16 protein-coding genes are annotated in these 16919 nt (G+C 58.0%); 10 read left to right on the forward strand and 6 right to left on the reverse strand.

The annotated features are described in order from the left end of the window. Positions 1–362: 362 nt before the first annotated feature. Together NB311A_RS06520 and NB311A_RS19625 are read left to right on the forward strand one after the other, a co-directional pair. Entirely contained in the window at positions 363–1889 is a 1527-nt protein-coding gene (locus tag NB311A_RS06520) for a di-heme-cytochrome C peroxidase (protein WP_050752073.1), read from the forward strand. Further along, the gene (locus NB311A_RS19625) at positions 1873–2394 is read left to right on the forward strand and encodes a hypothetical protein (RefSeq protein WP_050752074.1); all 522 of its coding nucleotides are present in this window, start codon (positions 1873–1875) and stop codon (positions 2392–2394) included. Before NB311A_RS06520 ends, NB311A_RS19625 begins: the two co-directional genes overlap by 17 nt. 114 nt (positions 2395–2508) lie before the next feature. Here the strand turns inward: NB311A_RS19625 and NB311A_RS06525 are convergent, their stop codons facing one another. Then, positions 2509–2913: a metalloregulator ArsR/SmtB family transcription factor gene (locus tag NB311A_RS06525; protein WP_009797705.1), complete on the reverse strand. Its 405-nt coding sequence runs from the start codon at positions 2911–2913 to the stop codon at positions 2509–2511. Then, positions 2910–3545 carry a peroxiredoxin gene (locus NB311A_RS06530; RefSeq protein WP_040674154.1) on the reverse strand — a complete coding sequence of 212 codons (636 nt, stop codon included), beginning with the start codon at positions 3543–3545 and terminating at the stop codon, positions 2910–2912. The genes NB311A_RS06525 and NB311A_RS06530 overlap by 4 nt, the downstream gene beginning before the upstream one ends. A 413-nt stretch (positions 3546–3958) precedes the next feature. On the opposite strand from NB311A_RS06530, the gene NB311A_RS06535 reads away from it, so the two are divergent. The 5 genes from NB311A_RS06535 to NB311A_RS06555 all read left to right on the forward strand — a co-directional run bounded on the left by NB311A_RS06535 (position 3959) and on the right by NB311A_RS06555 (position 9367). Next, positions 3959–4846: an MBL fold metallo-hydrolase gene (locus NB311A_RS06535; RefSeq protein ID WP_009797707.1), complete on the forward strand. Its 888-nt coding sequence runs from the start codon at positions 3959–3961 to the stop codon at positions 4844–4846. A 42-nt stretch (positions 4847–4888) separates the two neighbouring features. Continuing rightward, on the forward strand, positions 4889–6550 hold the full coding sequence (locus NB311A_RS06540) for a bifunctional protein tyrosine phosphatase family protein/NAD(P)/FAD-dependent oxidoreductase (protein WP_009797708.1): 1662 nt from the start codon (positions 4889–4891) through the stop codon (positions 6548–6550). 15 nt (positions 6551–6565) lie between these two features. Beyond that, complete coding sequence (locus NB311A_RS06545) at positions 6566–7345, forward strand: sulfite exporter TauE/SafE family protein (protein ID WP_040674155.1); 780 nt, start codon at positions 6566–6568, stop codon at positions 7343–7345. Between the two features lie 193 nt (positions 7346–7538). Beyond that, a complete protein-coding gene (locus NB311A_RS06550) occupies positions 7539–8540 on the forward strand; it encodes an iron ABC transporter permease (RefSeq protein WP_009797710.1) in 1002 nt (333 codons plus the stop codon). Then, the gene (locus tag NB311A_RS06555) at positions 8537–9367 is read left to right on the forward strand and encodes an ABC transporter ATP-binding protein (RefSeq protein ID WP_009797711.1); all 831 of its coding nucleotides are present in this window, start codon (positions 8537–8539) and stop codon (positions 9365–9367) included. Before NB311A_RS06550 ends, NB311A_RS06555 begins: the two co-directional genes overlap by 4 nt. Before the next feature lie 6 nt (positions 9368–9373). Here the strand turns inward: NB311A_RS06555 and NB311A_RS06560 are convergent, their stop codons facing one another. After that, complete coding sequence (locus NB311A_RS06560) at positions 9374–10297, reverse strand: ABC transporter substrate-binding protein (protein WP_245256951.1); 924 nt, start codon at positions 10295–10297, stop codon at positions 9374–9376. Between the two features lie 449 nt (positions 10298–10746). Between NB311A_RS06560 and NB311A_RS06565 the strand changes: the two genes are divergently transcribed. Continuing rightward, positions 10747–13104, forward strand: a complete 2358-nt coding sequence (locus tag NB311A_RS06565) for a TonB-dependent receptor (RefSeq protein ID WP_040674174.1) — start codon at positions 10747–10749, stop codon at positions 13102–13104. A 59-nt stretch (positions 13105–13163) separates the two neighbouring features. Here the strand turns inward: NB311A_RS06565 and NB311A_RS06570 are convergent, their stop codons facing one another. From NB311A_RS06570 to NB311A_RS06580, 3 genes are all read right to left on the reverse strand, one after another. Next, positions 13164–14246, reverse strand: a complete 1083-nt coding sequence (locus NB311A_RS06570) for an LLM class flavin-dependent oxidoreductase (protein ID WP_040674176.1) — start codon at positions 14244–14246, stop codon at positions 13164–13166. 131 nt (positions 14247–14377) lie between these two features. Continuing rightward, a complete protein-coding gene (locus NB311A_RS06575) occupies positions 14378–14611 on the reverse strand; it encodes a hypothetical protein (RefSeq protein ID WP_131522885.1) in 234 nt (77 codons plus the stop codon). Between the two features lie 145 nt (positions 14612–14756). Next, complete coding sequence (locus NB311A_RS06580) at positions 14757–14975, reverse strand: hypothetical protein (protein WP_245256952.1); 219 nt, start codon at positions 14973–14975, stop codon at positions 14757–14759. Between the two features lie 145 nt (positions 14976–15120). Between NB311A_RS06580 and NB311A_RS06585 the strand changes: the two genes are divergently transcribed. Beyond that, positions 15121–15414: a hypothetical protein gene (locus NB311A_RS06585; protein WP_009797717.1), complete on the forward strand. Its 294-nt coding sequence runs from the start codon at positions 15121–15123 to the stop codon at positions 15412–15414. Positions 15415–15508: 94 nt separating this feature from the next. Continuing rightward, positions 15509–16876 (forward strand): Na+/H+ antiporter NhaA, encoded by a 1368-nt coding sequence (nhaA, locus tag NB311A_RS06590; protein WP_009797718.1) that lies wholly within the window; start codon positions 15509–15511, stop codon positions 16874–16876. Positions 16877–16919: the final 43 nt, after the last annotated feature.

The following is a 16919-nucleotide window of genomic DNA, read 5'->3' on the forward strand; positions in this document are numbered from 1 at the left end:
GCGGGCCTTACAATGGCATGAGCGCTTGGCAATGCGCATGCCTAGGTCTTGACCTTGTCAATCAGTGCAGGATTCTCATTTCGGTGTATTGACCTGAGAGGGTAACCAGGACAGGCAAATATGCATCGATGATGTTCAAGCGGACGGCCCTTCGGTAGCGCCGCCAGATGCTCGAAACGAAGGTCGATTGTCTCGGACACCTCGTACTGTCAGCGCTTCCGGGAAAAAAGAACTAGCAGGGATGACGCCACAGAAGAACTGAGCCTGGCTTCGACCGAAAGCGACGATTGTTATTGTTCGAATTTATGTAACCTCAATCAGGGCACCGCTAAGGGTCGAGCCGACTACAGGGGCACATTGTTATGAGCTTTTCATTTAAACGCTGGCCTGGTTTTCTTAAAACTGTTCTTGTGATCATCACCGGTGCGCTAGCGGCCGCGGTGACTCTTTTTCTGGTGGCGGTCTTGGCGCCAGAGAAGGTCAGGGCTGTGCTCAAGGATATCGGCCGGGCCGGCGAAACAGTGTCCGCCATATTGCCTCCACCGCTGCCGGCCGCGCAGACACCTTCGAAGGCTTACTGGCTTAAGCAAAATTGGTCAGCGCGCGAGCGCTTCTGGTTCCATCACGCATCTCAAGGGACTGCAACCTTTCCAGTGCCCTATGACTGGTTCGTCTCGCTTGAGCGGGCGGAGCTCGCAGTCTTTTCCACACCAAAGTTGCTGAGCGATGGAGATTATCTGATCCGTTTCGGCTTCATTCCCAGTCCGCGCAAGCTTGACGGCAGCGCGTCCGATTTCGGTTACAGCAAGGACTCGTTTAATACCAATCCTGCGGCCGAACCCGAACAGTTCAAAAATTATCCCGAAAATCCTGATGGATTACCGGTGGGCTTTGCAAAGCTGGAAAGCGGCGTCGAGCCGGCTACCGGCGAGCCTTATCCCGCTCAACTTGGCTTCACCTGCGCCGCCTGTCATACAGGCCAAATCCGTTATCGGGACGTCGGCATTCGCTTTGACGGCGGACCGGCGATGGTCAACCTCGGAAATCTCGAGTCGGCCATTGGGCTTTCGATTTTTTATACTGTTTACGTTCCCACGCGCTTCAATCGTTTTGCCGATCGTGTCATTGAGCGCGCTGTCAAAGCTGGTTCGCCACCGGCCGATCGCTCCGCATTCAAAGAAGAACTCAAAAAGAAACTGCGACAGACCCTCGATAAGATCAAACACGAAAGGGATTGGAGCAAGGAAATTCTTGCGCGCGGGAATATGACATATATCGATGAAGGGTTTGGCCGGCTCGATGCCCTCAATCAAATCTTCTTCTCGAATTTGCTGCCACCGATCGCTAAGGAAGATAAAGCGTTTCCTGAGGTGCTTGCGCGGAACTATGCGCGGCCTGATGCGCCGGTCAGCTTTCCGCCTATCTGGGACGTGCCGTGGTTCCTATGGGCGCAATATGATGGCTCGGTCCAGAATGAACTTGTCCGCAATGCAGGACAGTCGCTGGGCGTAAAGACAAAACTCAACCTGACAGAGCATTCGAATCCAAATCGGCCACTGTTCAGGTCGTCGATGAAGATGAAGAACATCTTCTGGATTGAGGAAATGCTTCGCGGACCTGATCCGTTTGCCGATAACGCGCCTGGTCAGACGCCAAAATTCAAGGGGCTGGTCGCGCCCAGATGGAAGGAGGTCGCGGATATATTTGAGAACGATCCGGCCTGGCAAGTCGACGATGAGAAAGTGAGAAACGGTCGACAGCTTTATGCTGAGCTTTGCGTCGAGTGTCATCGCGGTCCCGTGCGCGATCCCGAGTTCGATAAGGAACGGCCCGATCGACGAGGCGCTGAACGCTTCATTCACGTTGGCGCTGATGGCGGTGGTCGATAAGTCGATCGACCAATGGTTCAAGGACAACCCGCTACCGGCGGATCAGGAGAAGATCATGCGTGGAGAGCGGCGGAACTGCCAAAACAAGAAGGCCTTTAAGCCGATTGCGCCTGTTGACGGCAAGCCCGCCAATCCGCCGATCGTTCTGGTGCCGCACTATCGCGCACGACCGCTCGACGGCGTCTGGGCCACGGCGCCTTATCTTCATAACGGATCGGTGCCCACCCTGTACGACCTGCTCACCCCACAGCACCTAAGGCCCCAGGTTTTCTGCGTCGGAAGCCGGGAGTTCGATCCTGTCAAAGTCGGCCTTTCGGTGAAACCTGGTGAAACGTGCGCTGTCGGAATCACCCGTTTTGACGTAACCGGACTTGGAAACAGCAATCTTGGACATTCATTCGAAGGCGCCGAGACCGACAAGACCAAGCTGCCGAATGGCGTCATTGGACGCGGTCTGACCGACACCGAACGGGATGCACTGGTGCAATATTTGAAAACGCTTTGAATGGTCTTTGCCCCCGTCAGAGCATCGAGACTTCGATGTATTGCGGCTGGTCCAATGAATCTCCGGAGACTGGCAACGCGATTTGGGGAGTGGTCGCCAGCCTGACCAGCAATCTCAACCCGACCGACGGAGCCGTACGAAATTCGCGGCTCCACCCACGGTGCTTTCGCTTTCTGAGCGGAGGCTGGGTCTCGTCATGTTCAGTAAGACCTGCTCAGGATCGCCGGCGTTGAACATGGCCTCGAGGCTGCGAACGCAAAGCGCCACTGACTCATCAGCCAGGCTGTAATAGATCTGCTTCGCTTGGCGCCGCGTCGTGACCAGTTCTGCTTTGCGGAGTTCTGCGAGTTGCTGGCTGAGCGCGGGCTGTCCGATCCCGGTCGCCACATCGATTTCCGTCACGGACTTTTCGCCTTCCCGCAATAGCGAAAGGATCATCAGGCGCTGAGGCTGGGCGAACTTGCGTAATTTATCGGCTGCAAGATCGGCTTGCTCGCGCGATCGCCATATCGCGTTCATGCCGCGCTCCGGCAGAACCAGTTAGTGTCCTTCTGCGTTTTCTCATCGGCAGGCAGCAGCAACGGTTCTCCGGGCTGCCAGTTGGCCGGCGCCAACTTCTGGCCCGACACGGTTGCCTGCAGCGCCGCCACCATCCGCACCATTTCGTCGATCGAGCGGCCGATCGTTAGCGGATAGTGAGTAATCGCGCGAATGACGCCTTCGGGATCTATGAAATAGGTCGCCCGCACACTCGCGCTGTTTTCGGCGGTTTCGTCGATCATGCCATAGGCGCGGCCCACCATCATCGATGGGTCCTCGATCACCGGAAATGGAATCTCCACCGCGAACAGCTCCGTTATCGTTCGGGTCCAGGCGAGGTGTGAATAGAGGCTGTCGACCGAAAGACCCAACAGCGCGCAGTCCAGCGCGGCGAAGCGGTCTTGCGCTTTGGCCAGCGCGACGAACTCCGTGGTGCATACCGGCGTAAAATCCGCCGGGTGCGAGAAGAACACCAGCCATCGGCCTCTGTAGTCCGAAAGCCGGATCGGGCCCTTCGTGGATCGGGCTTCGAAGTCGGGAGCGGCGTCCCCCATCCGCAAGGGAAAAGACGCAGTCGGGCGAGGCGTTACGTCGTTCATCAAAGTGGCCATCGTTGCGTTACCTGCAGACTTTCCTATGGCATGACGGTTCGATGCTCGCAACATAATTACATACTTATATAACTATCTAAATTGCTAAGTGTAGTGTTTTCAGCACATTGCGAGAAATGCTCTTATTTCGGTTGACCCCTATTAATTTCATACATAGTAATATATGTATATGAATATATGTAAGTGATGCCAGATCCTGACACTGCGACCGGCCTGGTCGGCGATGGATGGAGGCAGGGAACACGCCGGAGGATTTTACGGAGCCCGATAAGGGGATCGCTCGGGAAGCCCATAATTCTTCCTGCTTCCGTTTGAGTTCTTGCTGTCTTTATCCGCCAGTCTCCAGGAGGGTTGGAACAGTGAAAGTCTTGACAGCATGTACTGCATGTACTGCCGACCCAGGGAGTTTCACAATGAACTATCCGATCGATATCTCGATTAAGCCCGAGGTCACTCCGTTCTTCGACCCCGAGACCAACACCATCAGCTATGTGGTCAAGGATCCGTCCTCCCCGGCCTGCGCAATTGTCGATTCCGTCATGGACATCGACTATGCCGCTGGCCGTATCAGCTACAAATCAGCGGATCGGATCGTTGAGTATATCCGTAGCAATGGCTTGCAAGTCGATTGGCTCATCGAGACCCACGCGCATGCCGATCACCTCTCGGCTGCGCCATATATCCAGCAACAGCTTGGCGGCAAACTCGGAATCGGTGAGCACATCGTGACCGTGCAGGAGACCTTCGGAAAGATCTTCAACGAAGGCACGGACTTCAAGCGCGACGGCAGTCAGTTCGATCGACTGTTCAAGGATGGCGATACCTATTCGATCGGCAAGATGACCGCGTTCGTCATCCATACCCCGGGACATACGCCGGCTTGCACGACCCACGTCATCGGAGACTCGGCCTTCACCGGCGACACGTTGTTCATGCCTGACGGAGGCACGGCGCGAGCGGATTTTCCGGGAGGCGACGCCCGCACGCTCTATCGCTCGGTCAGGAAGCTCCTGGAAACATTGCCGCCGGAAACACGGCTGTTTCTATGCCACGATTACGGCCCCGATGGCCGCGAGATCCGATGGGAAACGACCGTGCGCGAGGAGCGCATGCACAATATTCATGTGCGCGACGGCGTGAGCGAGGATTCTTTCGTGAAGATGCGCGAAGCCCGCGACAAGACCCTTTCGATGCCGCGCCTCATCGTGCCGTCGCTTCAGGTCAACACGCGCGCGGGACACCTGCCTGAACCGGACGAAAGCGGAAAGACCTTTCTGAAGGTCCCGATCAACACACTCTAAGAACCGAGCGACAAGTCGCCTATCAGCGCGAAGGACGAACCCATGGACGCCAAGAAACTAACCGATGAACTAAGCGTGTCGGCGCAGATTATGCCGCAGGATATGGTTGCGCTGAAGCAGGCCGGCTTCCGTTCGGTCATCTGCAATCGGCCAGACGGTGAGGGCACCGATCAACCATCGGCTGTGGAACTGGAAGCGGCAGCATCCGCCCGCGGAATAGAGTTCATCCATCTGCCCGTCGTTCCCGGAATGTCCGATGACGACGCCGTGCAATTCGGGCGGCTGTTGAAGAGCCTGCCAAAGCCGACATTGGCCTTCTGCCGTACCGGAACGCGATCCGTTTCGCTTTGGTGTTTGGCGAATGCATCCACGCAACCTCTACCGGTGCTGCTCGATGCCGCCAAGGCAGCCGGCTATGATATGTCCGGAATCGTGCGCAGGATCGCTAACGGCGGCAAGACCCCGTTGCATCTGGCGGACGCAAGCTACGATGTCGTCATCGTCGGCGGCGGCGCCGCTGGCATCGCCTGCGCATCGAGCCTGCTGGCGCGTGCGCCCAATCTCGGCATTGCGGCCATCGATCCTGCCGACATTCATTACTATCAGCCCGGATGGACCATGGTCGGCGCCGGCGTCTTCGACGCGGCGTCAACCGTTCATACGATGGCAGCGGTCGTGCCTTCTGGCGTCACCTGGATCAAGGCTGCCGTCACCGCATTCGAGCCGACCGAGAACGCTGTGATTCTGGAAGGATGTCGGGTCGTAAAATATAACCGTCTCGTCGTCTGTCCGGGTCTGAAGCTCGATTGGGCGAAGGTCGCCGGGTTGACCGAAACGCTCGGTCGCAACGGGGTGACCTCCAACTACCGCTTCGATCTTGCGCCTTATACGTGGGAGCTTGTTCGCTCGTTGAAATCCGGAAATGCGATCTTCACGCAGCCGCCGATGCCCATCAAGTGCGCCGGCGCGCCGCAAAAGGCGATGTATCTGTCGGCGGATCATTGGTACCGTCAGGGCCTCCTCCGCGATATCGATGTCGGATTCTATAATGCGGGTGGCGTGCTGTTTGGCGTCGCCGATTACGTGCCTGCCTTGATGGAGTACGTAAAGAAGTATGATGCGAAGCTGAAGTTCCAGCACAATCTCGTCGCCATCGATGGACCGGGCAAGAAAGCGTATTTCACCAAGACATCTTCCGATCGCCCGGCGGAGACCGTCGAGGTGCAATTCGACATGATCCATGTGACGCCGCCGCAGTGTGCGCCGGATTTCGTGCGAGTCAGCCCACTGGCGGATGCCGCCGGATGGGTCAGCGTCGATCAGGGGACCCTGCGTCACAACACATACGAAAACATCTGGTCTCTGGGCGACGTATGTTCGGCTCCGAATGCAAAGACCGCCGCGGCGGCCCGCAAGCAGGCTCCGATTGTTGCCGAAAATATCTGCGTCGATTTGGGTCTTCGCACGAAGCAGGCTGTCTATGATGGTTATGGATCGTGTCCGTTAACCGTCGAGCGCGGAAAAATTGTTCTGGCCGAATTCGGCTATGGCGGAAAGCTTCTGCCGAGCTTCCCCGCCTTCGTCCTGGACGGCAGGAAGCCGACCCGGGCAGCCTGGTGGCTGAAGGAGAGAATCCTGCCGCCGATCTATTGGCACGCGATGCTCAAGGGTAAGGAGTGGATGGCCGCTCCAAACGTGCGCTGACAAGCGAGTACGCTCATGGTCCAAGACATGCTCTCGGTCTTATCGGGGACATTGGTGGGAGTGGTTCTTGGACTGATCGGCGGGGGAGGGTCGATCCTCGCCGTTCCGCTCCTTGTTTACGTGGTAGGCGTACCATCAACGCATGTGGCCATCGGGACCAGCGCGGTGGCTGTCGCGTTGAGTGCATTATCGAGCCTTATCACCCATGCTCGTGCCGGCAATGTACGCTGGCCTTGCGCGCTCGTGTTCGCGGCTTGCGGGATGGTCGGCGCAGGTCTGGGTTCGACGATCGGCAAGTCGTTCGACGGTCAATGGCTGCTCTTCCTGTTCGGGCTGCTCATGATCGTCATCGCGCTCCTCATGCTTAGAGAGCCGCATGACCAGATCAAGAAGTTCGTTCCATTGACGAAGGATAGCATGACGGCAGTTGCTCCGCGCCTGGCGGTTTTCGGGAGCGGGGCAGGGCTGCTTGCGGGATTCTTCGGCATCGGCGGCGGCTTTCTCGTCGTTCCGGGCCTCGTCGCTGGGGCCCGATTACCATTGCTGGCGGCGATCGGATCGTCCCTGGTATCGGTTTTCGCCTTCGGACTTACGACGGCCGCAAGCTATGCCCTATCCGGATTGATCGACTGGCGATTGGTCGTCATGTTTGTGTCGGGCGGCATTGCCGGCAGTTTTTTTGGTGGCCGGATTGCGGTGCGGTTGGCGAAGCAAAAGCGGGCTTTGTCAGTTGTATTCGCCGTGACAGTCGCCGGCGTTGGGGTCTACGTCGTCGTTCGCAGCCTCGTCGGCTGAAGATCTGATCAGAGCGTGGCAATTTCGATCTCGTACAATGACGGTTGAGGCCGTTGATACCTGCTCCGAGGTTGAGTTCCGGTGATGCAGCCGAGATCGACGTTATGTTTATATTGTGATAACGATCGCTGCGGTACGTCGCGGCGGTCCCGCGAACTGTTCCGTCCTTCCGATCAGGGGAAGAGCAACACGCATGGCGCGTCTCATGTTTATGCCCGTGTTACTGATCGGCGTGGTCCTGTTTGCCCTCACCATCGGCCGCTACCCGCTCGAGATTAGCGACATCATTGCGTTCTTTCAGGCCATGGCCGGGTTAAAGCCAATGACGCCGGAACGTTATGAACTGCTTCACAATATCATCGTGGAAATCCGCTTGCCGCGGATTCTTGGCGCTGGGCTGGTTGGGGCCGCTCTTGCGTCATCCGGCGCGGCGTTTCAAGCGGTTTTTCGCAATCCGCTGGTCTCGCCAGGAATTCTCGGTGTTCTCGGCGGCGCCAGCTTTGGTGCGGCGCTGGGGATCTTGCTGTTCGGCAACTGGGCGTTGATCCAGCTTTCGGCGTTCGGTATGGGGCTGGTGGCGGTCGGCGTCGGACTTCTGATCGCCAATATGTTCGGTCATGCCTCGATGGTCATGCTCGTGCTTGGCGGCATGATTTCGGCCGCGCTGTTCACGTCAGCGGTGTCAATCGTGAAATACACCGCAGACCCCTACGAGCAATTACCGGCCATCGTGTACTGGCTCATGGGCAGTCTTGGCGGCGTGGATATGATGCAGATTCGCTGGGCGACGATTCCGATCGTCGGCGGGCTCATGGTGCTTGCGTTGTTTGGTCGTGCTCTCGATGCGCTGTCGATGGGCGACGACGAGGCGCGCGCGCTCGGCGTGCCGGCGCAGCAGGTGCGTTACGGTGTGATAGGCGCCGCCACGCTGGTCTCCGCTTTGTCGGTGTCACTCGCCGGCATGATCGGATGGGTCGGTCTCGTGGTGCCGCATGTGGTGCGTCTTGCGCTCGGACCAGGTAATGCGCGGCTGCTTCCGGCGAGTGCATTCTCCGGTGCGATTTTTCTGATCATCGCTGATTGTCTTTCGCGCAGCATCACCAGGTCCGAAATTCCGATCGGAATTCTCACCGAGCTTTTAGGGATTCCTGCCTTCATCATCGTGTTGCGCCGGGCTCGGCAAGGCTGGACATGACGGCAGCTGCGACCGCCACCGAATATCTCGAGGCACGCGCGGTCCATTTCCGGCGCGGCATGCGTGTTATTCTTGACGATATCACGATCCGTCTCCATTCCGGTGAGATCGTTGCGCTGCTAGGCGCCAACGGCGCCGGGAAAAGCACGCTATTTCGTATCATGCTTGGCTTTTTCAAACCCGAGAGAGGGGAAGTCCGGCTGAACGGCAAACCGCTTGCAGACTTTTCGCGCCGCGCCCTGGCGCAACGCATCGCCTATGTGCCGCAGGCACATGTCGCACCGTTTCCCTATAAGGTGCGTGACGTGGTGCTGCTCGGCCGTCTTGCCGAGACCGGCATCTTCCGCGCGCCGCAAGCCGCCGATCGCCGGGCCGTGGATGAAGTGCTGGAGCGACTGGCAATCACACATCTCGCCGCGCGCCGCTATACCGAGATTTCAGGCGGCGAGCGGCAACTGACCCTGATCGCCCGTGCGCTTGCGCAGGGCGCCAGCATTCTTGTCTTGGATGAGCCGATGACGGGACTCGACTATGGCTATCAGGTCCGGCTGTTGCAGCATTTGGTCGATCTGGCCGGCGGCGGCCGTACAGTTTTGTTGAGCACACACAATCCGGAACATGCGGTGCAGGCTGCGACGCGCATTGCCGTGTTGCGCGACGGCGTGATTATGGCGGATGGTCCACCAGAGCAAATTATCACGCCATCGCTCATTCGCGTGCTTTACGGCGTTGCGGTCTCGACCCTGACAAACATTGAGGGCCGGATGGTGATCGTGCCGACAATGGAGCGAGTGTTGGATACGCGCCGTGAGCCAACTCGCCCATGAGTGTATTCATGGGCGGCCATTCAGTATTTCCTCAACCTGCGGTTTTGTCAGCATTGTCTTGAAAAATGTCGCGTAGAACGCGACGACTTCATCCCGGATGTCCCAATCCTTGAACAGATCGGGGTGGATGAACTGCGCCGCCCACAGCACGGTCAGAGGCTCTTCGACGGTGCGGTTGCCCCACAGGTGCACGCCTGTCGGAATAGCGACGACGCGGCGATTGCGAATGGCCGAGACGGTGCCGAGGCGCGGATCGGCATAGGCTTCGGCAACCTCGGCCGCGTTGCTGAGTATCATGACTTCCGGATCCCATGCCAGAAGCTGCTCACGAGAGAAGGTCAGCGCCTCGGTCAGGCGATCGCCGCCCGTGACGCTTCGGCCGCCGGCCTGAGCGATCCACCACTCGGCAATCAGGTGCGGTTGAGTCATGCGCTTGAGATTGGCATAGAGTACCCGCGGCCGTTGCGCCGACCGCTGTGCCAGCCGCGCGCTGATGTTGCCAAGCGTAACATCGAAGTAGCTGCAATAGGCTTCCGCCGCTTCGGTCCTGTCATAGATTTGGCCGAGCAAACGCATCACCGCTTTTACGTCCTCGGGCTGCCGCCATGCGAGAAATACCGCGGGTGTGTGGGCGCGAGCCACCAGATCGACGGTTTTCCGGTCCATCGTGAGAACGATATCCGGCTTCGTTTCGACGAGGCCCTCGACGAGCGGCGCGCCGCCGCCGCCCTGCAGCACAGGGCGCCGGGCGATATCGGGATCGACCAGATACTGCATGCGCCAGCGTGGACCGGATAGGTTCGGTGGCAGACCGTTGACGAGCGATTTTGCTTCGCCAAGCGCGAACACGAAGCTGTTGAGAACCGGGACGGGACCAATGGTTGCCACGCGCGCTACACGATCCGCAATGATCACGCTACGACCAGCCATGTCCGTGATCGTGCGGTCGGCCCACGCATGTGTCGCCCACGACATAAGCGTTACGACGCACGCGAAAAGTGTAATGACTCGCGGTTGAGCTATTTTGCGTTGAATCAAATTCAGTTCTCCTGATCGCAAGCGCGAAAATTGCGTTGCTTCTGCGTGAGAGAGTACCGCGATGCTTGACGGTACGGGTTTCATTCTATACGTGATATCAGTCTGTATATAACGATTTGAAGTATTCGCGTCACGATGCTTCGAACCGCTGCCGTTTTCTGATCGAAGCGCATGCGTCTGACATGCAGGAACGATCGAAAGCGATCCGCGTCGGATTTGAGAACCCGCGGATCGCATCGGCGACAGAAGACCGTGCCGGAGGGTACGGCGATTTTTCATGGACATCGCGAGCGAAGCGGCGCGCTGTGCGTCGTTGCGTGGAAAATATTGGGGGCTGGATTGTGAAGAGAATATTGTTCATCGGTGCTCTGCTCGGCGGCGAGTCATATGGCGCGTTAGCCATGGCGCAGGATTCAACAAATCTTCCGCCGGTGACTGTTACCAGCGACGGTCAACCGAGAAATGTGCGGCAGAATGGCGTAACAAATGCGCGAGGCCGGACCGCGCGACGTTCGCGGCAGGCATCGCAGCGAAATCAGGCGCCGGCTCCGCAGCAACTACAATCGGCCGGTGTGTTGGCGGCGCAAAACCAGGTTCTCAGCACCGGTCCCACGCTGCCCGGCGCCAGCAGCGTCTCGCCGCAAGGCATCGCTATTCTTGGCGGCCCGGCGCAGACAAGCTTCTATCAGGCGCTGACCATGGTGCCGTCGGTGACGTATGGGAGCCCCGATCCGTACGGTCTCAGCCCGACCCGCAACATCAACATCCGTGGCAAGGGCGACTTCCATCTCTCGAGAAACATCGAGGGAGTACCGCTGATGGGCATCGTCGGCGGCACAGATCTTTTTGATCTCGAGAACATCCGTCGGATCGACATTTACCGTGGCGCGGTGCCATCCGACCAGGGGCTGGGCATTTCAAATGCCACCGGCGTCATCAATCAACTCATCCTTGGTCCGCAAGATAAAGCAGGAATCACCGGCCGGCAGGCATTCGGTTCCTACGACTTCTACAAGACGTTCGTGCGTATCGATACGGGTCTGTTGAACGATGCCGGGACACAAGCCTTTATCTCCGGATCGAATATCGGCGCGGACAAGTGGACCGGCGCCGGTGACCAGAGACGCCAGAATGTAACGTTCGGGTTGAACCAGAATTTCGGCGACCGTGTCACCCTCAACGTCAACGCGGTCTACAACAAATATAACGGGAACAACTTCCGCGCGCTGACGTATGCTCAGGCTTCGGATCTCAAAAACAACTATCGGTTTGACTACAACACGGTGCTGACCGGGGTCTCCGCTACTGACGTCAACTATTACAAGTTCAACCAGATCAGTTCCGAGGTGTTCGCGACCATCGCAAAACTGGACTATAATTTCGCCGAAGGACAGCATCTGTTGTTCAAACCCTACTACTGGAACAACAACACCACGAGATCCAACGCGGCTGGAAACAACGTCCAGATCTGGCGTCAGCAAAACGACAACGTCGGTAGCGTTTTCGAGTACACCGGTCAGTTTCCGTGGGGTACTGACGTTGTTGCCGGATACTGGTGGCAATCGATGAAACCGCCTCCGCCTCCGACGGATCAGCGGCGTTTCACCGTCAATGCAGACGGCGGGCTTGATTTCTCGCACTGGCAGAGCCTTGCGAAGATCGACAACTTTAGCGTCAACAGTCCATACTTCCAGATATCGCAGAAGTTCGGAGCAACCTTCCTCACCGGCGGCCTGCGTTATATGGTTCTCGGCGCACCGCAGATGTCATACTACAACACTGCGGGAATCCCCGACGGCACTTATGATCAGGCGCTCGCATTGAACCCCGCCGTCTATCCTGATGCCGTTTTGTCGGCGCGCGACTACGTCGCCTGGCTTCCTAACGTCGCTATCCGTCACGATCTGAACTCGGCGCTCAGCGTGAGCTTCAGCTATGGACGCAGATTCGGCCGTCCGGATTGGGGGCCGCAAGCAAGCAACTACATCAACAACCGTGCGGCTTTTCTCGCCAAGGGCTTCACGCTGCAAACGGTAGTCGACAAGGTGCGGGCGGAATTGGCTGATCACTTTGATGCCTCGCTTCGCTTCAGCCAGTACGGGCTGACTGTGATTCCCACCCTGTTCTATGCAAAACATCAGAACAAGCAGGTCAAGATCATCGACCCATCGATTGGTCCGAACGTCGCTTATTTTCAGGGCACCGGTTCGAGCACTGAATACGGTTTTGAGCTTGTATCAAGCTACAGCTTCGACGATCGGTTCACGGTTTTCGGATCGGCCACACTGGCGTCTGAAACCTTCGATGCCGATACGCCGACCTTAGGCGGCGGCGCCTTGCTGGCGACGAAGGGAAAACAGATCCAAAACACGCCGCAAGTCATGCTGAATAGCGGCATAACCTATCAGGCAGATGGTCTGGCCATCACGCCGATCGTCCGCTACATTGGCCCACGTTTCGGTGATGCCGCCAACCTTCAGTGCGTGCCCGGATACGCCGTAGCCGATGTGACGGTATCTTATAATCTCGGCTCCCTCATTAACATCGAATCGCTGACAGCCAGTCTCTCGATTCAGAACATTTTCGATCGCCAGTATATCGCGCAGATATCTCCCAGCGACATCGACCTGAGTTCGGGTGGAACCTACTACCCTGGCGCTCCGCGAACGGTCATCGGATCGCTATCGGCGAAGTTTTGACAGTATGAAACAGCGCGCCGCGGGAGTGTGCGGCGCGCCACTCTTGACCCGTTATCGGATCAGGCAACCGCCAGCGTCTTTTCGAGATTTGGCCGCAGCACGTTCCCCATCAGGTCAAGGGAGCGTTCGAGCAGTGGAAGCGGCAAGAAGCCGAAGAATGCGGACAATGCGTTGAGGTAAGTCACGCCGAGTTCATCGTGCAGCGTCATGAACTTCTCCGCGCAAGTTTCGGGTGATCCCGCAATCACCATGTCGCGATAAAAGTTTTCCGGCTCCAGGCCCGCTTCGTCGATAACGCCTTCGCGCTTGAACAGACCGAAGCCCTTCAGCCGCGTGGTCAACTTCTCGATTGTCGGCCACAACTCCTTGCGTGCTGACGCATCCGATTCGCTGACATAGACAAAGCGTCCGAACGGCACTTTTGCGGGATCACCGCCGGCGTCGACATATGCGCGCATCAGCCGGCGCTGGTTTGGCATGCTGATGATGCCGTGACAGATGATCTTGTGACCGTTCTTCGTTGCCCACGCGGCGGTCTCGTTGGTGTTGGTGCCGACATAGATCGGCGGGTGTGGCGACTGGATCGGCTTCGGTTCGATCGAGTGAGCGGTATCGCCGAATGGGATCTTGCCGGCCGCCCAGGCGCGGGGCAGGAATGTCAGCATATCCTTGAAATGATCAGCGGTGCCTTCCGGATCGACGCCGTAGGCATTGAGATAACGGGGGTTGTTGCCGCGGGAAATGCCGACGTCGACGCGCCCATCGGATAGAACGTCCAGTGTCGCGATTTCCTCGGCAAGACGGATCGGGTTGTGCAGCGCCGCCAGCAATACAGAAAAGCCGACGCGCAGACGCCTGGTGCGCGCCAGAATGGCGGACGCCAGAATCAGAGGTGAGTGGCATCGCCGGCCCTCAACTTCCACGATGCTGCCCTGGAAGTGTTCCTCATTGAGCCAGATCCCGGTAAAGCCCAGCGCTTCGACTTTCTCGACCAAATCGAGGATTTGAGAGGTCGAAATCGATTCGAGGCCGCCGCCGCAGCCAGACAAGCCGAGCTTGAAGCATCGTGCTGCCTCGCCCGTGCCGGGCACTTGACGTCCGATTCCCGGATCCATGGTTGACGCGTATACGCTATTGGTCATCAGAAATGTCTCGTATGCGAAATCATGCGCGGAAAACGAGTGTCGCCGCCATTGATATATATTGCTATATATTGATGTATATAGCGTACGCTGAATCAGCGGCCGCAGGCCAAAGACCAAGTTACCGCGCGTCAGTAGCGATGGAAAATTTCAAGTTTGTGCCTGATCGAAAAATCGTCGAGGCGCTGACCTTGAGTAGGAAACTGCCGCTCATCCCAATCAATCCGCCACTCGAGATGTTTCTCATCGAAATAGGCTTCGGGAAACGCTTGTTGAAGCAGCTCGGCCATTTCTCCGTCTCGAGGCAAAACGAACGCATGAGATGGCGCTTTTGCGAACTTATGTGCGTCCTTGGCGTGATGCATCCTGGCCTCCAACTCTGTGAATTTCATAGTCACGTCGTCGCGTCTGCGGTTGCGACTTATGCTGACGCCACGGTTGTGCGATACGATACTGCGATTATGACAGATGCAGCGGTGAAGCATCAGCACTTGTCAACGTGGGAGAAAGCTACGCCTCTCTCCGAAAAAAAGCTTCCAGTCGTGCGTTGGATTCGGCGTAGGTTCCCTTCTTCCAGGCCATGCGCCACTCACCAGCCTCGTCATCATAGCTGGCCGATGGAAATGCGAGTTGGAAATGCTCCGCCAACTCTCCGTTGGGTGGCATGTCAATGGCGTGAAGCTCACACATTTTCGTAAGCGTAACTTGAAGCGGCTCTGAATCTTTCATTTCCACATCCGTCTCAACATATCGATTGATATCGTCGCGATAGGGTAGCGTTTGAGGCATGTAAGCCGGCGACCGCCAGTCCTTGGCTGCTGCAATACGTTATAGTCTATTAGATATAGCGAATTACTGTCAAGATGGATCGGCGTTGAGCCGCGCGGTCGCCATCGATCTGAAGTGCTCCGCGAAACCAGAGCCTGCCGAACTCGGCGTGACGGATCGAGAGCTATTCGTCGAGAGCTTCCCGCGCGGTACGGAATCCGCGACGTCGAAGACATCCTGCGCGTACGCAGGAATGATGACGCCTGGAGCCTTTCCGCTTCTGATTGAATCGGAAGCAGGGCTCTCAGATTTTGATTTGGCGCGTTTTCTTTACGCGAACCGGTATCCACTTCACAAAAATGCTCTCGCCGTGGCAATGCCTGTTGCCTCGCGGACATGATCGCGTATAAAAACGGTCAGGGTGTTTTTGCTGCATCGGGCAGCGGAAACAGGTCGTGCGTTGGTCGGGCCGCCGCGCGGAATATGCATGACCGATGGATCGACAGACTTCTCCCCGTGACCTGCCGCGGGCCCAGTTACTTGCCCAGCGAGCCCTTGCGACACTGGAGCAATTTCTGCACGTCGAGGCTGTCAGCGGCGCCGTTCTGCTGGTCGCCGCAACCATCGCTCTGATCTGGGCCAACTCCCCTTTCGCCCAAAGCTATCATGACCTCTGGCATCTGACATTCTCGTTCGGGCTTGGTCGTTTCGTTTACGCCCAATCCTTGCACTTCTGGGTCAACGACGCGCTGATGACCGTCTTCTTCGTGGTTGTCGGCATGGAGATCCGACGCGAGATTCATGAGGGGGCGCTGAGCAAATTCAATCAGGCGGTCCTGCCTGTCGTCGCGGCGGCCGGAGGAGTCGTGGTTCCGGCCTTGATCTATCTGGCGCTGAACACCGATGTGGTGCGGGCGCGCGGCTGGGCGGTGCCGACGGCGACCGACATCGCCTTCGCGATCGGCGTACTCGCCCTGCTGGGCCGGTCGATCCCGAGCAACGTGCGGATCTTTCTGCTCGCGCTTGCGATCATCGACGATGTGATCGCGGTGCTGATTATCGCTTTGTTCTACTCGGGCGGGCTCGAGCCGAGCGGGTTTTTGATCGCTGGCGCCGGCATCCTGACGGTCGTTGGGTTTCAACGGATCGGTGTCGGTTCGGCGTATGCTTATGTCCTTCCGGGCGCCGTGATCTGGGCCGGCTTGTTGGTGACGGGCGCCCATCCAACTCTCGCCGGTGTCGTCCTTGGACTGATGACGCCAGTGGTGTCCATCCCTATGCGCGAACAGCCGCTAGATGCATTGTCCCGTATTGCCGAAGAGCTTCGAAATCATGACGCGGTGCCTGCGAAGGACGCGCATCGTCTGGCGCAATCCCGGCGGCAGTTGCATCTCGCCAGTCGCGAGATATTGCCGCCGGTGGTGCGCGTGCAGACAGCGCTGCATCCATGGGTCGCTTACGGCATCATGCCTCTCTTTGCGCTGGCGAACGCGGGCGTAAGCATTGGGGATGCGGAGTTGTTTGCGGGGGGAGCGCATTTCGTCGGGCTTGGCGTCGGGCTTGCTCTCGTGGTGGGCAAGCCGCTCGGCGTGGTTACCGCGTCCTGGTTCATGGTGTGGATGGGTTGGTGCCGGCTGCCGCCTGGTGTGTCATGGGGCGGCATCCTGCTGATTGGCTTGCTTGCAGGGATCGGCTTCACCATGTCCATCTTCATTGCCATGCTGGCCTTCGCCGACGAGAACCTGCTTGCCACAGCGAAACTCGGCGTGCTGATGGGGTCTTCGGTGGCCGCGCTGCTCGGGCTCGGTTGGGGCGCGTTATACGTCAGAAAACTGAGAGGCCGGACGGAAACTCGCACCTGAAATGGGGAGCGAGGATGCGTTTTTCCATCCTGCGTTCGGCACG

This window comes from Nitrobacter sp. Nb-311A, from assembly GCF_000152905.1.
In the GTDB taxonomy this organism is placed as follows: domain Bacteria; phylum Pseudomonadota; class Alphaproteobacteria; order Rhizobiales; family Xanthobacteraceae; genus Nitrobacter.